Source organism: Aeromonas bivalvium, from assembly GCF_000819765.1.
In the GTDB taxonomy this organism is placed as follows: domain Bacteria; phylum Pseudomonadota; class Gammaproteobacteria; order Enterobacterales; family Aeromonadaceae; genus Aeromonas; species Aeromonas bivalvium.
The window spans coordinates 119,012-134,905 of record NZ_CDBT01000010.1; the positions used below are offsets into that span (position 1 = coordinate 119,012).

The window sequence follows — 15,894 nt, forward strand, 5'->3', positions numbered from 1 at the left end:
CTGCCCGGGGGAAAATAGGATGGTTACGCATCGTGCAGCTCCCCGTCCTTCTCGCCGTGGAGCACGCCGCGGCGGATCTGATCCAGCTCGATGGATTCGAACAGTGCCTGGAAGTTGCCCTCGCCAAAGCCTTCATTGCCCTTGCGCTGGATGATCTCGAAGAACACCGGGCCTATGACGGTGTCGGTGAAGATCTGCAGCAGGATGCCATCTTTCGTCGGCGAGCCGTCGATGAGGATGCGCAGCTCTTTCAGTGCCGCCAGATCCTCCTGATGTCCCTCGACCCGGCTGTCGACCTGCTCGTAGTAGGTGTCCGGCGTGGGCATAAAGCCGGTGCCGCGACCACGCAGGGTACGGATGGTCTGGTAGATGTCGCTTGAAGCGAGGGCTATGTGCTGGATCCCCTCCCCCTTGTACTGGCGCAGGTACTCCTCGATCTGGGACTTGTCATCGGAGGACTCGTTGATGGGAATGCGAATCTTGCCGCAGGGAGCCGTCATGGCACGGGAATGCAGCCCGGTCAGCTTGCCTTCGATGTCGAAGTAGCGAATTTCCCGGAAGTTGCCGATCCGCTCGTAGAAGTTGGACCAGACATCCATGTTGCCGCGCTGGACGTTGTGGGTCAGGTGATCGATCTCAAGGAGCCCCGCATCCACCTCGGCCATGCGCGCCTGCCAGTCGGGGTAGAAGAGGAAGTCCACGTCATAGATGGAGCCCCGCTCGCCGTAACGGTCGACAAAGGAGAGGGTGCTCTCGCCGATGCCGTAGATGGCGGGGATGTTGAGCTCCATGGGCCCTATCTTGCCGACGAAGGGCTTGGCCCCCTTGGCGATGGCGTATTGCTGGGCACGGCCCGCATCGCTCACCCGAAATGCCATGCCGCACACGCTCGGGCCATGGTCGCTGGCAAACTGCTCCGCCTGGGAGTGGGGTTCGGCATTGACCACGAAGTTGATGTCCCCCTGGCGGTAGAGCCAGCACAGCTTGTGCTTGTGACGGGCCACCTCGGCAAAGCCCAGGGAGACAAACAGCGCCTTGAGGGCATCGATGCCGGCGGCGGTCGGCGCCGTGTATTCGACGAACTCGAAGCCGTCGGTGCCGAGGGGGTTGTGGGTCTGGGTCGTCGCCATGGTGCACTCCTTTGCATGAAATCAGGTTGAATGAAGGTGTTAACAACTTGTTTCATTAGATGCGTGGCGCGACGGGAAGAAAAGAGTCTGGGCCGAGATGGGCCTGGGCCAAAGCGGCCCGGAAGATGTAAATGAAATGTGACATCACCATGACAACTTCGGGGGACGGGCCTCCTTGCCCCCGGGGCTGTCCGTTTTTCGTTACAACCGGCAAAGGCCGGGCGACGCCGTCAGGGAGCGAGCAGGGCGATGGCCTGGACCAGCTCGGGCGGGGTGAAGGCCTCCCCGAGATCCGGCGCCGACTCGAAGGTGAAGGGATCGCCCCACAGGGTAAACGCCAAGCGCCAGGCATGCAGATAGCCGCGATCCGCCGCCGTGCCGCCGTAGCGCTCATCCCCCAGGATGGGCGCCCCTATGCTCTTCATGGCGACCCGGATCTGATGGGTCTTGCCGGTCTGGGGCTTGATGCGATAGAGCCGCAGCCCCTCGCGCACCGGGGTGGAATCAAACCAGCTGATGGCCGGGTTCTCCTGGCTACGGGCCAGCAACCAGCTGCCGCCGCGCCCCTTTTGCATGTCGCCCTTGATCCAGCCCTGCTTCTTCTTGGGCTTGCGATCCGACAGCGCCAGATATTGCTTGGCCACGACCCGTTCGGCGAATCCCATGCTCAGGGCCCGGTTCGCCTCCGGAGTGCGCGCCAGCAGCAGGAGCCCGGAGGTCATCTTGTCGAGGCGATGCACTGGGTAGAGGGCGAGCCCGGTCTCGGCGCGCACCAGGCTCACCAGACCCGGCTCCCCCCCCTCGTCGTGCATGCCAATACCGGGCCCCTTGTCGATAACAAGGAAGTGTTCGTTCTGTGACAGGATGCGATACTTTGGCAACATTTTGGCGTATTCTCACGGTCAATGGCACTCAAATGTGCCCGAATAAACACCCCATCCCGGCTAACCAATGTGAAGACTCGCACGGATGATGAGATGCTTGATTTGCTTGTTCTTGTTCTGCCTTGACGTCATCGGCCAGGCTCAGGCTGGCGAAGAGGCCCCCCCGGGCGCGGATCGCGTCGTGCTGCAACTGCGCTGGCTGCATCAGCCCCAGTTCGTGGGCTATCACATGGCCAAGGCCAAGGGCTATTACGCCGAGGCGGGGCTGGATGTGGAGATCCTCCCCGGTGGCAAGGGGTTGAGTCCGGTGGCCGAGGTGCTGAGCGGGCGCGCCGATTTTGGCGTCGGCAATACCGAGGTGCTGACCCAGTTCGCCGAAGGCCAGCCCCTGCTGGCGCTGGCGGCCATCTTCCAGCACTCCCCTTCCGTCTTCCTCGCCCGGCGCGACAGCAATATTCTCACCCTTGCCGACATGCGGGGCAAACGGATCATGATGTTCCCCGGCCACCAGGATGCCGAGCTGCTGGCCACCCTCTTCTATCAGGGGATCCGCGAAGACGAGCTGATCCCGCTGCAGACCTCGGTCAACATCCACGATCTGCTGGAGCGGCGGGTCGACATCTTCAACGCCTACCTCAGCAACGAGCCCTTCTATCTGGAGGAGCTGGGGGTGCCCGTCTCCGTCATCAGCCCGCGCAACTACGGGGTGGATTTTTACAGCGACATCCTGTTCACCACCCAGGCCAATCAGGCCAAACACCCGGATCGGGTCGAACGCTTTCGCGCCGCCAGCCTGCGGGGCTGGCAATATGCCCTGGCCCATCCCCAGGAGGCGATCAACCTGCTGCGCGAGCAGTACGGGGTCAACCGCACTCAGGCCCACATGGAGTACGAGCTCCAGGTGAGCAAGGAGATGATACAGCCGCTCTATGTGGAGATTGGCTACATGAACCCGGCCCGCTTCGAGCACATCCTCAACCAGCTGGTGGAGATAGGCCTCATCAAGCGCAATGTCTCCCTGGCCAGCTTTCTCTACCATGTCCCCTCGGCGCAATGGGTATTCTGGCGCCCCTGGTTCATGCTGAGCCTGGCCGCCACCGCCCTGATCCTGGTGCTGGCCCTCTACCTCTGGCTGTGCAACGAGCGCCTGAGCCGGGAAGTTGCCCTGCGCAAGCAGCGCGAGCAGGAGATCCTGCAGCTCGCCCAGCGCGATCCCCTCACGGGTCTGCCCAATCGCCTCAGCCTGATGAACAAGCTGCGCCAGCAGATAGCCCAGCCCTCCCCCGGCTGCCTGCTGTTTTGCGATCTCGATGACTTCAAACGCATCAATGACAGCTTCGGCCACAGCCAGGGGGATGCCATCCTCTGTCAGCTGGCTCGCCGGATCAACGACGCCATCGCCCATCAGTGCTTCTTCGCCCGCCTGGCAGGGGACGAATTCATCCTGCTGCTGCCGGGCTACAACCTCAAGCAGGCCCATGACATGGCCGAACTGCTGCGGTTGGCCATGTCGGCCCCATTCGATCTGGATGGCCATCCCATCCAGGTGGGGATCAGCATAGGCGTCAGCCACTATCAGCGCGGCTGGAGCGCGGAGCAATGGCTCATCCAGGCCGATAGAGCCATGTATTGCGACAAGGGCGGCGCCATCACCGCCCTGGCCGAGCCCTCGGGCTGAGGCCGCGCCTTCGCCCCCTCGTTCATGCACAATACATGTTTGCCTTGCAATAGTGGGAGCCGACACGGGTGGGGGCCTTGAAATCAGCGCTCGTCATCCACACATTCAGTGCATACAATGCGTTAACGAAGCACAACCGATCGCTTCACCCCGGAACTCAAGAGGACATCAAGATGGATACCCGTTCTATCTACACCGGCACCCAGGGTGCCGTGCGCGACACCAACAAGGTGCTGCGCAATACCTATATGCTGCTCTCCCTCACTCTTGGCTTCTCCGCCGTGGTTGCCGGGGTAGCGACCGTGATGAACATGCCGCCCCTGCACTGGGCCATCTTCCTGGTCGGTGTCTACGGTCTGATGTTTTTGACCGAGAAGAACCGTGACAACGGCATGGGGCTGGTGTTCACCTTCGCCCTGACCGGCCTGCTCGGCTATAGCCTGGGCCCCATCATCAACATGTACATGAACAACGGCGGCGGCGAGATAGTGATGACGGCCCTTGGCGGCACCGCGCTCACCTTCTTCGGTCTGTCGGCCTATGCCCTGACCACCAAGCGTGACCTCTCCTTCATCGGCGGCATGCTGTTCGTCGGTTTCTGGGTGCTGCTGGTGGCCATGGTCGCCAACATCTTCCTGCAGATGAGCGCCCTGAGCCTGGCCCTGTCCGCCATGTTCATGCTGTTCTCCTCCGGTGCCATCCTGCTGACCACCCAGCAGATAGTGCGCGGCGGCGAGACCAACTACATCTCCGCCACCGTGACCCTGTATGTCTCCATCTACAACATCTTCCTGAGTCTGCTGAGCCTGCTTGGCGGCAACCGCAACTGATGAAAAACCCCGCTTCGGCGGGGTTTTTTATGACTTGCCGGTGCGCGCCCTGATCCAAATCAGGGCCATTTGGTCACCGCTCCGTTACACTCACTGCCTCGACCGCCAGAGAGACCGCTTCACCCCATGCCAGTGGAATATTCCGGCCTGCTGCGCCGCCTGCTGACCGACAGCCATGTCTACTTCGCCCTCAAGGTGCTCATCGCCATGCTGGGCCTGCTCGCCATCGCCCTCGGCACCGGCGATATCCAGCTCACCGTGCTGCTCTCCCTCGGGGTGGTGGCCGGAGCCATCGCCGAAACAGACGACAGCCTGTGGGGCCGGGTCAAGAACCTGGCCATGACCCTGGTCTGTTTCCTGTTTGCCTCCTTGTGCGTGCAGTACCTCTTCCCCACCCCCTGGCTGTTCGCCCTCGGCCTGGCCAGCTCCACCTTCCTCTTCGTGATGGTGGGGGCGCTCGGACAACGTTACGCCACCATCAGCTTCGGCTCCCTGCTCGTCGCCATCTACACCATGCTGGGGGCCGCCAAGGCGCCGGACCTCTTCTACCAGCCCCTGGCGCTCGGTGCCGGTGCCCTCTGGTACGGGCTGGTGTCGCTGCTCTGGCTCTGGCTGCTGCCCTACAAGACGCTGCACGAGCAGCTCGCCCAGAGCTATTTCGCCCTCTCTCGCTATCTGGAGGAGAAATCCCGCTTCTTCCCGGCCGACGAGCACGGCGCCCAGGCCATCCGCCACAATCTGGCCCAGCTCAACATCAATCTGGTCGGTTCCCTGAATCTGGCCAAGACGGCGCTCAATGCCCGCCTCCATAGCCAGCGGGCCCAGGCTGCCCCCGAGCTGGCCGGCCTGCTTCGCCTCTATCTGCTGGCCCTGGAGATCCACGAGCGGGCCACCTCCAGCCATTACCCCTACAGCCGGCTCGAGGCCGATCTCAAGCAAGGCAGGGTCATCGCTGGTTTTCAGGAGGTATTGCAGCAACTGGCCCAGGCGTGCCAGCAACTGGGTTACGCCATCCTGGTCCATGAGCCCTATCATCACCCCAAGCGCATCCGCTGGACCCTGGAAGCCCTGGAGGATCAGCTCGAATTCACCCACCTCAAGCAGCACTACCCCCAGAGCCTGCTCACCCCCATGAAGTTTCTGCGCCGCAACCTGGCCAGCATCAACGGGCTGCTGGCGAGTGCCGAGGAGCTGCAAAACCCGGCGGCAGTACCGGCGCCGCTGCCTCCCCTGGCCCGGCCAGCCCCCAGGCCCCTGCTGGCCTTGCTGCGCCAGCATCTTAGCCTGGACTCCATGGTGTTTCGCCACGCCCTGCGCCTCTCTTTGGGACTGGTGGTGGGCTACGGCATCTTGCAGACGTTCGAGCTGGACAAGGGCTACTGGATCCTGCTGACCGTGCTGTTCGTCTGCCAGCCCAGCTACAGCGCGACCCGGCGCCGCCTGATGCAGCGGATGCTCGGCACCTTCATCGGCCTGCTGATCGGGGTACCCGTGCTCTGGCTGCTGCCCAGCCTGCACGGCCAGCTGGTGGTGATGGGGCTCGCCGCCTTCCTCTTCTTCACCCAGGTGCGCAGCAACTACAGCGCCGCCGTCTGTTTCATCACCCTCTATGTGCTGATGGCCTTCAACCTGCTGGACGGTATCGGCTTCGCCATCCTGGGGCCGCGCCTGCTCGATACCCTGCTCGGCTGCCTGCTCTCCTACGCCCTGGTGGCCTGGCTGTGGCCGGATTGGCAATACAAGCGCCTGCCCCAGCTCATCGCCAACTCCCTGTCGGCCAACGCCAGGTATCTCTCGGCGGTGCTTGCCAGCCTGCACCTGCGCCGCGATGAGTCCCTGGCCTATCGCATCGCCCGCAAGGAGGCCCATCTGGCCGACAGCGAGCTGGCCATGGCCTGGCAGAGCATGCTGGTGGAGCCGAGCAAGCGCCGCCGCTTCCTCGACCTCTGTTTCACCCTCACCTGGCGCAACCACGCCCTGCTCTCCTACATCTCGGCGCTGGGCGCCCACCGGGATCAGCTTGAGCCCATCACAGGGCTGGCGCAGATCAGTCGCCACCTGAGTCATACCCTGACCCAGGCGGCGGGACAGCTGGCCGGGGAGGCCCCCCAGGAGGAGCAGGGCCCCTGCCCCCTGCCCGCTCCGGACAGCACGGAGGAGCAGCTGATGCTGAGCCAACAGCTCACCCTCATCAGCCAGCTGGCGGACGAGCTGCTCGCCCTGGCCAACCAGAGCCGGTTGCTCACGGCGACCCAAGGCGCTACCATGCCGACCCCATCCTGAGTTGCCCCAAGGAGGCATCATGGCTGACAATCCGGTGCTGATAGTTGACGGGCGCACCATCGCGACCGATGCCAAGGGCTATCTGCTCAATGTGGACGACTGGAGCGAGGCGCTGGCGCCTGTGCTGGCCGAGCAGGAAGGCATAGTGCTGGAGGAGCCCCACTGGGAGGTGGTGCGCTTCGTGCGGGCCTTCTACCTGGAGTTCAACACCTCCCCTGCCATCCGCGCCCTGGTCAAGGCGATGGAGAAGCAGTATGGCCCCCAGAAGGGCAACAGCCGCTACCTCTACAAGCTGTTCCCGCAAGGACCCGCCAAGCAGGCCACCAAGATTGCCGGCCTGCCCAAGCCGGTGAAGTGCATCTGATGGGCTGACCGCCATGAAAAAGACCGCGCCAGGGCGCGGTCTTTTTCATGCAAAGCGAGGCGATTCAGGGGTTGTAGGCCACCACAGAACCGCTCAGCCCGGTCAACTGGCTCACCTTGCTCTGTATCCCCTGCAACTTGGCCCTGGAGACATCCGGCCCGATGAAGACCCGGTTGATCTGCCCCTGCACCGGGGTACGGGGCACTGTGTGGGCCGAATAACCCGCCGCCCTCAGCTTGCCCACCAGGGCATTGACGCTGTCCTTGTTGCGAAAGGCGCCGAGCTGGAGGATCCAGCTGCCCTGGGCCGGCTCGGGGGCCTTGGCCACCAGCTGCTTGCTCTGCAACAGATCGTCCATGGTCTTGATCTGACCGGCTTGCGGTTTGGGGGCCGGTTTGGCCACCTCCACCGGTTTGGCCGGCTCGGGTTTGACCACAGGCTTGGGCAGTTCCGGTTTTTTGGCCACCACCTCAGGCTTGGGTTGAGGCTTGGTCGTCGCTGGCTGTACTGCCGGCTGCACTGCCGGCGGCTGGGTTGCCTGGCCCTGCTGGCCCAACGTCATGGGATCGGGCACCTCTTCCACCTGCCACTGCTCGGCGGCGGCCGCCTGCTGCTGGCTCGCCGCGTGCTGCTCGGGCAGGGTGCTGGTGGCGGAGACCTGCAGGGCGGGCTTGGCGGGTTCGAGCTCGGGGCGCAGCGGTATGGTGGCGAACGACTCATCCTTCTGGGCCAGCTTCTGGCCATCGAGCATGTCCGGCAAGAAGATCACCACCAGGGCCACCAGGATCACAGTGCCCACCAATCTGTTTTGGAACTTGGAAGCCAAACCTTACTCCTACCCTTGTGTTGCTGTCCGGTGCGTCGCCCTGGGGCGCTCAGACCGGCTGTATCGCCAAAATGTCGGCGACAGTGTAAAACGAACCAAAGACAATGACCATATCGCTGGGACTCGCGTCGGCCAGGGCCTGCCGGTAAGCCTCTGACACGGCGTCATATTGCGCCGCGCCATCCTGACCCAGGGCATCGGCAAGCAGGGCCGCCGTCGCCCCGCGCGGGCCGGTCAGGCTCGCCAGATACCAGTGGTCGATGAGGCCATCGAGCTCGGCGAGCGATCCCGCCATGTCCTTGTCCTTGAGCATGCCGACCACGGCCAGACGCCGCCCCTGACAGGGGATCTGGCGCAGCTGGCTGGCCAGGTAAGCCGCCGAGTGCGGATTGTGGGCCACATCGACGATGACCAGGGGCTCGCTCTGCAGCCGCTGCATCCGCCCCGCCAGCCTGGCGTTTGCCAATCCTTCGCGGATGGCGGGCTCGGGCAGCGGCAGGCCGAGGGACTCCAACGCCGCCAGCACTGTGACCGCGTTCATCAGCGGCAGGGCCGGTTTGGGCAATCCCGGCCAGTGGTGCTGGCCGTGATAATCCCAGTCAGCATCGTGCTCATCGCCGTGGAAGTCACGGCCCACCTGGCGCAAGGAGGCTTTGATGCGCGCCGCCTCGCTCGCGATGGTGGCAGGGGGATGGGGCTCGCCGCTGATGGCGGGTTTGCCCGCCCGATAGACGCCGGCTTTTTCCACCGCCACCGCCTCCCGGGTATCCCCGAGCCAGTCGCAGTGATCCAGGGCGATGGAGGTGATCATGGCCACATCCGACTCCACCACATTGGTGGCATCGAGCCGCCCCCCCAGTCCCACTTCCAGCAGCACCACATCGGGGGCATGGCGGCGAAACAGCCAGAGGGCGGCCAGGGTGGCGAACTCGAAGAAGGTGAGGGCAATCTCGCCCCGGGCCGCTTCCACCTCGGCAAACGCCGCGCAGTGCTCGCTGTCGGCCAGCTCCTGGCCATTGACCCGTACCCGCTCGGTGAAGCGCAGCAGGTGGGGAGAGGAGTAGACCCCCACCCGGTAGCCCGCGGCCATCAGTATGCTGGCGGCCATGGCGCAGGAGGACCCCTTGCCGTTGGTGCCCGCCACAGTGAGCACCTTGCCGGGCAGCCGGGTCAAGCCCATGCGCCGCGCCACCTCACCGACCCGTGTCAGACCCATGTCGATGTTGACCGGATGGATCTGCTCCAAATAAGAAAGCCAGTCGACCAGCGACCGGCTTTGAGATTGTTGCATGTGCGAACTCATGTTCAGTCTTCGATGACCTGGGTGTTCATCAGCTTGGCCAGCAGGCTGGCCAGACGGTCCCGCATCTCGCGCCTGTCGACGATCATGTCGATGGCGCCCTTCTCCAGCAGGAATTCGGAACGCTGGAAGCCTTCCGGCAGCTTCTCGCGCACTGTCTGCTCGATGACGCGGGGGCCAGCGAAGCCGATCAGCGCCTTGGGCTCGCCCACGTTGATGTCACCCAGCATGGCCAGGCTGGCGGAGACGCCGCCCATGGTGGGGTCGGTCAGCACCGAGATGTAGGGCAGGCCCGCCTTGGTGAGCCTGTCGAGCGCCGCACTGGTCTTGGCCATCTGCATCAGGGAGAACAGGGCTTCCTGCATCCGCGCCCCACCCGAGGTGGAGAAGCAGACCAGGCCGCGGCCCTCCTTGATGCTCTCCTCGACGGCGCGCACGAAGCGGGCACCGACCACGGAGGACATGGAGCCGCCTATGAAGGAAAACTCGAACGAACAGGCGACGACCGGCACCCCCTTGAGGGTCCCCTTCATCACCACCAGCGCATCCTTCTCCCCCGTCTCTTTCTGGGCGGTGGACAGACGATCCTTGTAGCGCTTGGAATCCTTGAACTTCAATATGTCTTGCGGCTCCAGCTCGGCGCCGACTTCACTGCGACCTTCTACGTCGAGGAAACACTCGAGGCGGGCACGGGCGCTGATGCGCATGTGATGATTACACTTGGGGCACACCTCGAGGTTGCGCTCCAGCTCTGCCCGGTAGAGCACCTGTTCACAAGATCCGCACTTGGTCCACACCCCTTCCGGAATGTTGTGACGACGGGGGGTAGTGATCTTGCTCTTGGGAAGGATCTTCTCAAGCCAGCTCATGGAATTCCTTAATGCTTTTGTGCCTGACAAAACGCACCGAGCCTTGATTGTTCAATGACTTATCGGCTCGGTGGCAATAAACGACGGATCATTAAACCACAATTTTTCGGGCGCAGTTACTAAAAACTGGTCGTACCCGGTGCCGAGTCCGGCAGCCAGAGCGGGCCGAGCGGCAGCCGGGGCAGGCCCTGTTCGGCGGGATAATCGACGTCCACCAGATAGAGGCCGCCCGCCTTGGCGGTGGGCCCCGCCAGGTTGCGATCCTTGGCGGCCAGCACCTCGGCAATCCACTCCACGGGTTTTTGCCCCTGCCCCACCAGCAGCAGGGAGCCGGTGATGTTGCGCACCATGTGGTGCAAGAAGGCGTTGGCCTTGATGTCGAGCACGATATAGGGACCGGAGCGGCTGACACACAGGTGGGTCACGTTGCGCCAGGGACTCTTGGACTGGCACCCCACGGCGCGAAACGAGCTGAAGTCCCGCTCCCCGAGCAGGCTCTGCCCCGCCAGGTGCATCAGGTCGGCATCCAGGGGCTCGTGGTAGTGGCTGACGCCGCTGCCGAGGATGGCGGGACGATAGTTGTGGTTGTAGATGACATAACGGTAGCGACGGGCCGTGGCGCTGAAACGGGCATGGAACCCTTGGTCCACCTCCTTGACCCAGCGTACCCCTATGTCCGGGGGCAGGTTGGAGTTGAGCCCCAGGGTCCAGGCGGATTCGCTGCGAACGGCATGGGTATCGAAATGGATCACCTGGCCGGTGGCGTGGACACCGGCATCGGTGCGCCCGGCGCACTGTATGGCCACCTCGTGGTTGGCGATGCGGCTGAGGGCCTTCTCCAGCTCCTGCTGGACGCTGATCACTTCTCGTTGGCGCTGCCAGCCAAAATACCGGCTGCCGTCATATTCAATACCTAGGGCAATTCGCATGGGTCACACTGTCTTTGAGAGAAAACGCGGCGAATTATACGCACACAGGCACAAATGTCCCAAAAAGAAGGGCGCCCCTGGGGTCGCCCTGTTGGCATCCGGCGATCAGGCCAGCCGCTTGAGCAGCTTCTCGGCCTCGCTGCGCTGGTGATCGTTGCCCTGCTCGGCCGCCTCCACCAGCAGCTCGCGGGCACTCTCCTTGTCGTCGATCTCGAGATAGGCCCGGGCCAGATCCAGCTTGGCCCCCACCCCGCCGTCATCGGCATCCACGTCGAAGCCACCAGACTCGGGCAACACCTCGGGGAAGCCATCCAGTCCCACGTCCAGGGAGAACCCCTGATAGGGCTCCTGCTCGCTCTGGTTCGCCTCGGCCTCCGCCAGCAGGCTGTCTATCTCGACGAAGTCGTCGGCGGCTGCCTCGGCGCGGGGCTTGAGGGGTTGGCTCGGCTCGACATCGTCGAACGCATCCTCAAAGTCCGCCAGGGCCAGTTCGTTGGGATCCCTGGCCGGCGCTGGGGTATCCGCCGTCTCGGGGGCCATGCCCCACTCGGCCAGCAGCTCCTCCGCGCTGGGGGACGGCTTGTGCTCGCTCGGCGCCGGCTCGTCGTCCAGGCTGGTGTCGAAATCGCTGAAGTCGAGCTCGGGCAGGCTGTCATCCTCATCCCGCCCGGCCTCATCCCTGGCGCGGCGATCGTCTTCCCCATCGAGTTCGGCATTGAGATCGGCGAACAGGGCCGCTTGCAGCTCCTCCTCGCTCATCAGTGCCTCATCGGCGGCGGGGTTGAACTCGCCGGCCAGATCCATCTCTGGACGCTGGGGCCGCTCAAAGCGCTCGTCGGCGGCGAGATCCAGCTCGGGCACCAGATCCGGATCCCGCAGATCCCGGGCCTGCTCCCCCTCGTCGCTGAAGACCAGCTCCAGATCGTCCGGCACCTCGGTATCGGGGACGGAGGCGGGCGCAGGCTCGGGGCGGCTCAGTGGCTCCTCGTCGATGTCGGCGCCGATCAGCTGATCGAACTCGCTCGTCTCCTGGCCCATCACCACAGAGGTGGTCTCCGCCAGGTTCTTCTCCTGCTCCTCCAGCTCGCGCCGCGCCCGGGCCCGCAGCCAGAGCGTCACCAGGGCCAGCACCAGCAGCACGGGCAGCAGGATGATCATGGCCAGATTGAGCGGAGAGGCGAGCAGGTCGGTCAGCCAGTTGCGGGGGGCGGGCGGCGCCACCACGGGGGGCACGGGATTGGCCCTGAGCTCGGCCACCTCTTTTTGCAGGGCCAGCTGATCTTGCAGCTGGGCCTTGAGGGTTTCCACCTCTTCGGTGAGGGATTGCAGCCGCAGCTTGAGCCTGTGGTTCATCTCGGTCACCTGACCGAGCTGGGCATTGGCATCTTCCAGGGCCAGGGCCATCTCGGTGCCCGGCTTGGCCTGCACCGTCTCGGTGGCCACCGGCAGGGGAGCCGGGGCGCTGCTGGCGGCGCTGGCCAGTACGGGGGCCACCGCCAGGGCCGCTCCCGCAGCCTTGGCGGGGCTGTCGGTGGCCTTGGTCGGGGCTGCGCTCGGCAGCGGGGCGGCCTGCGTTGCGGGTGCCTTGGTGGCAGCCACGGCCTTGGCCGCGGCAACCGGCTGGGGAGCGGCCTTCACCACCGGCTTGCTGGCCGGTTTGGCGGGGGCCGCGGGCTGGGCGCTCTGTTTGCTGGCCAGATATTTGGGGCTCAGCCCCTTCCAGCTGGCGTTGTCGCTGTTGAAGCGTTGCCGGGCCTGGGCATCCGTGTGGCGGCGCGCCTCGGCTTCGCTGGGCAGCGTGATGCTCGACCCCACCAGTATGTGGTTGATGTTGCCATCGGCGAAACTGGTCGGGTTCTTGTCATAGATGGCCACCATGGTCTGGTAGACGCTGACCCGGCTACTGGGCCTGTGCCTGCTGGCGAGGCTCCAGAGGGTGTCGGTGGGACGGACCGGGCCGTAACGCCTCCCGCTCTGCGCCTGGGCGGCCACGGGTTGCGGCTGACGCACCGGCTGGGACTGGGGCAAGGCCCTGGGGACGGGCTGGCTCGGCGGTACGGGCTGGCTGACGGGTTCGTCAGGGCCCCTGAGTTCCACGAAGAAGGGATCCCGGCCTGCCTCCTCGGCAGTCGCAGAGGCGGTATTGAGCAGACCCAACGCAAGCAGCGTCGCCAGTGTTATGCGGGATTGTCCCATGTTCGTTCCTTCGTATGACGGCCTATCACATTGAAAAATCTGGATAGTTGCCTCAAAACAGTCGGTTCAATATAAATCAGGCTTGGGCGCCAAGCCAGTCATCCGACGCAATTAGCCCCAAAACGCCCCGAGTGTAAGGGCAAAGTTAATTAATTGATATTAAGGGGGAATGTCGGAGCCACTTCCTGCCACTCCGATCACACTCGGCCCCCCTTGTCGGGAGACCGAGTGTCAATGGGAACTTACAGGTAGTCGCGGATCAGCAGCTCTGCGATCTGCACGCTGTTGGTCGCCGCGCCCTTACGAACGTTATCGGCCACGATCCACATATTTATACCGCTGGGGTGAGAAATATCCTGGCGGATGCGCCCCACCATCACCTCGTCCTGGCCGGTGGCGTCGCCAACCGGGGTCGGGTAGCCCTCCTCCTCGTCGAACAGACGCACCCCGGGGGCGGCCCGCAGCAGATCCTTGACCTGCTCGGCATCCAGGGGCTGGTGCAGCTCGACGTGCAGCGCCTCGGCGTGACCGTAGAAGACGGGGACCCGCACGCAGGTGGGGTTCACGGCAATGCTGGCATCTCCCAGGATCTTCTGGGTCTCCCACACCATCTTCATCTCTTCGCGGGTGTAGCCGTTGTCGGTGAACTCGTCGATCTGCGGGATGAGATTGAAGGCGATCTGCTGCGGGTAGAGGCTCGGCTCCACCGGCAGGCCGTTGAGCAGTTTGGCGGTCTGGCCGGCCAGCTCGCTCACCCCTTCCTTGCCGGAGCCCGAGACCGACTGATAGGTCGCCACATTGATGCGGGCAATGCCCACCTCATCGTGCAGGGGCTTGAGGGCCACCAGCATCTGTATGGTGGAACAGTTGGGGTTGGCGATGATGTTGCGATTGCGAAAATCGGCCAGAGCATGGGGGTTCACCTCGGGGATCACCAGGGGCACATCCTCCTCGTAGCGGAAGCAGGAGGTGTTGTCGATGACGATGCAGCCGTGCTCGGCGGCAATCGGCGCCCACTTGGCGGAGACCTCGGCCCCGGCGGAGAAGAGGGCCAGCTCGACCCGGCTCCAGTCAAACTCCTCCACATCCAGGATGTCGAGGTTCTTGCCGCCAAAGCGCACCACATCACCGGCGCTGCGGCTGGAGGCCAGGGGATAGAGACTGGCCACCGGGAAGTTGCGCTCCTCCAGGACCTCGATCATGGCCTGGCCCACGGCGCCGCTTGCGCCCAATACCGCTACGTTGAACTGCTGACTCATTGCTCTCTCCTGTCAAAGGGGTAGGCGCCCCCGAAGGCACGCCCGTCGCAGGGATGATCCTGCCTGTTTCGTTAATCGTTGAGGGCCGCCCCTGGCATCAGGCCTGGGTGCGAAACCCCAGGGCCGCCAGGGCCGGATCCTCGCCAAAGGGGCCCGTCAGGCGCAGGGAGGAGAGCTCGCGCCGCTCCGGATATCCTTTGCGCTGCTCGTCGAAGCTGCCCGGGATGGCGAGGCGCGCCCGAAAGCGGGCATCGTCGCGGCGCACATCATAGATGAGGTGGACCAGCTGCTTGATCAGCGCCTGATCCGCCGCCCGCCCCGGGCTGAGCTCGGTCACGTCCGGCGCGGGCAGCAGCCGTTCCAGCTCGGCCCGGGGCTGGCGCCCCTCCTGCTGGCAGAGGGCCTGATAGAGCATCCAGGTGCCGCGCGCCTTGCCCTCCAGGCTGTAACCGGCGATGTGGGGGGTGGCCAGCTCGGTGTGGGGCACCAGGGCGGCCAGCACCTCGGGCTCCTTCTCCCACACGTCCATCACCAGTCGCAACGGAGCGGCCCCCTGCTGGCGGACGAGCAGGGCTTCATTGTCCCACACCTCGCCACGGGAGGCGTTGATGAGGATCTGCCCCGCGGGACACCGGGCGATCTCCTTCGCCCCCAGCAGGTGGAAGCTGGCATCCTGCCCCTGCTCCGTGATGGGCACGTGGAAGCTGACGATGTCGGCCGAGAGCGCGGTCTGGTAATCGACAAAGCCGCTCGCCCCTTCCTGGCGTGCCCGCGGCGGATCGCAGCGAAGCACCTTCATGCCGAGCGCCTGCGCCTTGCCCGCCACACACTCGCCGGTGTTGCCGGCGCCGATCACGGCCAGGCTCATCCGACCAAGGTCGAGCTCATGGCGCTCCGCCAGCACCAACAGGGCGGAGAGGACATAATCCCCCACCGACACCTTGTTGCAGCCGGGGGCGCTGACGAAGGGGATGCCCCGTTCGGCCAGCAGCGCCTTGTCCACATGGTCCGTCCCTATGGTGGCGGTGCCCACGAAGCGCAGTCTGGGGCAGTCGGCGAGCAGGGCCCTGTCCACCCGGGTGATGGAGCGCACCATGAGGGCGTCCACGTCTTTGAGATCCGCCGCGCAGATCTGCCGCCCCGCCAGGGGGATCACCTCGCCAAATTCGGCGAACAGCGCCTGGGCATGGGGCATGTTTTCGTCGACCACGATTCGCATGGGCATTCGCATGGCACTTCTCCTGACTCTCACTCTCGATGGACCGCGGACACGGGCCCGCCCGGCGGGTCGGCCATTCTAGCCCAAAGCGCGCCAAGAGTTCAGCCCGATCTGCGCCCCGGGGCAG

At 64.6% G+C, this 15,894-nt stretch carries 13 protein-coding genes; 4 read left to right on the forward strand and 9 right to left on the reverse strand.

The genetic code is table 11. The features are described 5' to 3' along the window. Nucleotides 1-23: 23 nt before the first annotated feature. Complete coding sequence (hppD, locus tag BN1119_RS04110; RefSeq protein ID WP_041994326.1) at nt 24-1,130, reverse strand: 4-hydroxyphenylpyruvate dioxygenase; 1,107 nt, start codon at nt 1,128-1,130, stop codon at nt 24-26. A gap of 230 nt (nt 1,131-1,360) precedes the next feature. Next, entirely contained in the window at nt 1,361-2,014 is a 654-nt protein-coding gene (locus BN1119_RS04115) for a TIGR01621 family pseudouridine synthase (protein WP_041994329.1), read from the reverse strand. Nucleotides 2,015-2,099: 85 nt separating this feature from the next. Between BN1119_RS04115 and BN1119_RS04120 the strand changes: the two genes are divergently transcribed. From BN1119_RS04120 to BN1119_RS04135, 4 genes are all read left to right on the forward strand, one after another. Further along, nucleotides 2,100-3,692 (forward strand): ABC transporter substrate-binding protein, encoded by a 1,593-nt coding sequence (locus BN1119_RS04120; protein WP_041994332.1) that lies wholly within the window; start codon nt 2,100-2,102, stop codon nt 3,690-3,692. Between the two features lie 173 nt (nt 3,693-3,865). Then, on the forward strand, nt 3,866-4,522 hold the full coding sequence (locus tag BN1119_RS04125; RefSeq protein WP_041994335.1) for a Bax inhibitor-1/YccA family protein: 657 nt from the start codon (nt 3,866-3,868) through the stop codon (nt 4,520-4,522). Nucleotides 4,523-4,648: 126 nt separating this feature from the next. Then, nucleotides 4,649-6,805 carry a YccS family putative transporter gene (yccS, locus tag BN1119_RS04130; protein WP_041994338.1) on the forward strand — a complete coding sequence of 719 codons (2,157 nt, stop codon included), beginning with the start codon at nt 4,649-4,651 and terminating at the stop codon, nt 6,803-6,805. Between the two features lie 19 nt (nt 6,806-6,824). Next, nucleotides 6,825-7,169 (forward strand): TusE/DsrC/DsvC family sulfur relay protein, encoded by a 345-nt coding sequence (locus BN1119_RS04135; protein WP_041994342.1) that lies wholly within the window; start codon nt 6,825-6,827, stop codon nt 7,167-7,169. 64 nt (nt 7,170-7,233) lie between these two features. On the opposite strand, the gene dedD is transcribed toward BN1119_RS04135, so the two are convergent. From dedD to BN1119_RS04170, 7 genes are all read right to left on the reverse strand, one after another. After that, entirely contained in the window at nt 7,234-7,995 is a 762-nt protein-coding gene (gene dedD, locus BN1119_RS04140; protein ID WP_041994345.1) for a cell division protein DedD, read from the reverse strand. Between the two features lie 49 nt (nt 7,996-8,044). Then, nucleotides 8,045-9,298 carry a bifunctional tetrahydrofolate synthase/dihydrofolate synthase gene (gene folC, locus BN1119_RS04145; RefSeq protein WP_041994347.1) on the reverse strand — a complete coding sequence of 418 codons (1,254 nt, stop codon included), beginning with the start codon at nt 9,296-9,298 and terminating at the stop codon, nt 8,045-8,047. A gap of 2 nt (nt 9,299-9,300) precedes the next feature. Then, complete coding sequence (accD, locus tag BN1119_RS04150) at nt 9,301-10,164, reverse strand: acetyl-CoA carboxylase, carboxyltransferase subunit beta (protein WP_041994349.1); 864 nt, start codon at nt 10,162-10,164, stop codon at nt 9,301-9,303. Between the two features lie 119 nt (nt 10,165-10,283). Beyond that, entirely contained in the window at nt 10,284-11,093 is an 810-nt protein-coding gene (truA, locus tag BN1119_RS04155) for a tRNA pseudouridine(38-40) synthase TruA (protein ID WP_041994352.1), read from the reverse strand. Nucleotides 11,094-11,198: 105 nt separating this feature from the next. After that, on the reverse strand, nt 11,199-13,289 hold the full coding sequence (locus tag BN1119_RS04160) for a FimV/HubP family polar landmark protein (RefSeq protein WP_041994355.1): 2,091 nt from the start codon (nt 13,287-13,289) through the stop codon (nt 11,199-11,201). A gap of 242 nt (nt 13,290-13,531) precedes the next feature. Continuing rightward, nucleotides 13,532-14,548 (reverse strand): aspartate-semialdehyde dehydrogenase, encoded by a 1,017-nt coding sequence (locus tag BN1119_RS04165; protein WP_041994358.1) that lies wholly within the window; start codon nt 14,546-14,548, stop codon nt 13,532-13,534. Nucleotides 14,549-14,645: 97 nt separating this feature from the next. Then, complete coding sequence (locus BN1119_RS04170) at nt 14,646-15,767, reverse strand: 4-phosphoerythronate dehydrogenase (protein ID WP_041994522.1); 1,122 nt, start codon at nt 15,765-15,767, stop codon at nt 14,646-14,648. Between the last annotated feature and the right edge of the window lie 127 nt (nt 15,768-15,894).

Bases quoted from the DNA above. Each gene is read 5' to 3' on its own strand.
- hppD (WP_041994326.1), bottom strand. From the start codon at position 1,130: ATGGCGACGACCCAGACCCACAACCCCCTCGGCACCGACGGCTTCGAG.
- BN1119_RS04115 (WP_041994329.1), bottom strand. From the start codon at position 2,014: ATGTTGCCAAAGTATCGCATCCTGTCACAGAACGAACACTTCCTTGTT.
- BN1119_RS04120 (WP_041994332.1), top strand. From the start codon at position 2,100: ATGATGAGATGCTTGATTTGCTTGTTCTTGTTCTGCCTTGACGTCATC.
- BN1119_RS04125 (WP_041994335.1), top strand. From the start codon at position 3,866: ATGGATACCCGTTCTATCTACACCGGCACCCAGGGTGCCGTGCGCGAC.
- yccS (WP_041994338.1), top strand. From the start codon at position 4,649: ATGCCAGTGGAATATTCCGGCCTGCTGCGCCGCCTGCTGACCGACAGC.
- BN1119_RS04135 (WP_041994342.1), top strand. From the start codon at position 6,825: ATGGCTGACAATCCGGTGCTGATAGTTGACGGGCGCACCATCGCGACC.
- folC (WP_041994347.1), bottom strand. From the start codon at position 9,298: ATGAGTTCGCACATGCAACAATCTCAAAGCCGGTCGCTGGTCGACTGG.
- accD (WP_041994349.1), bottom strand. From the start codon at position 10,164: ATGAGCTGGCTTGAGAAGATCCTTCCCAAGAGCAAGATCACTACCCCC.
- truA (WP_041994352.1), bottom strand. From the start codon at position 11,093: ATGCGAATTGCCCTAGGTATTGAATATGACGGCAGCCGGTATTTTGGC.
- BN1119_RS04160 (WP_041994355.1), bottom strand. From the start codon at position 13,289: ATGGGACAATCCCGCATAACACTGGCGACGCTGCTTGCGTTGGGTCTG.
- BN1119_RS04165 (WP_041994358.1), bottom strand. From the start codon at position 14,548: ATGAGTCAGCAGTTCAACGTAGCGGTATTGGGCGCAAGCGGCGCCGTG.
- BN1119_RS04170 (WP_041994522.1), bottom strand. From the start codon at position 15,767: ATGCGAATCGTGGTCGACGAAAACATGCCCCATGCCCAGGCGCTGTTC.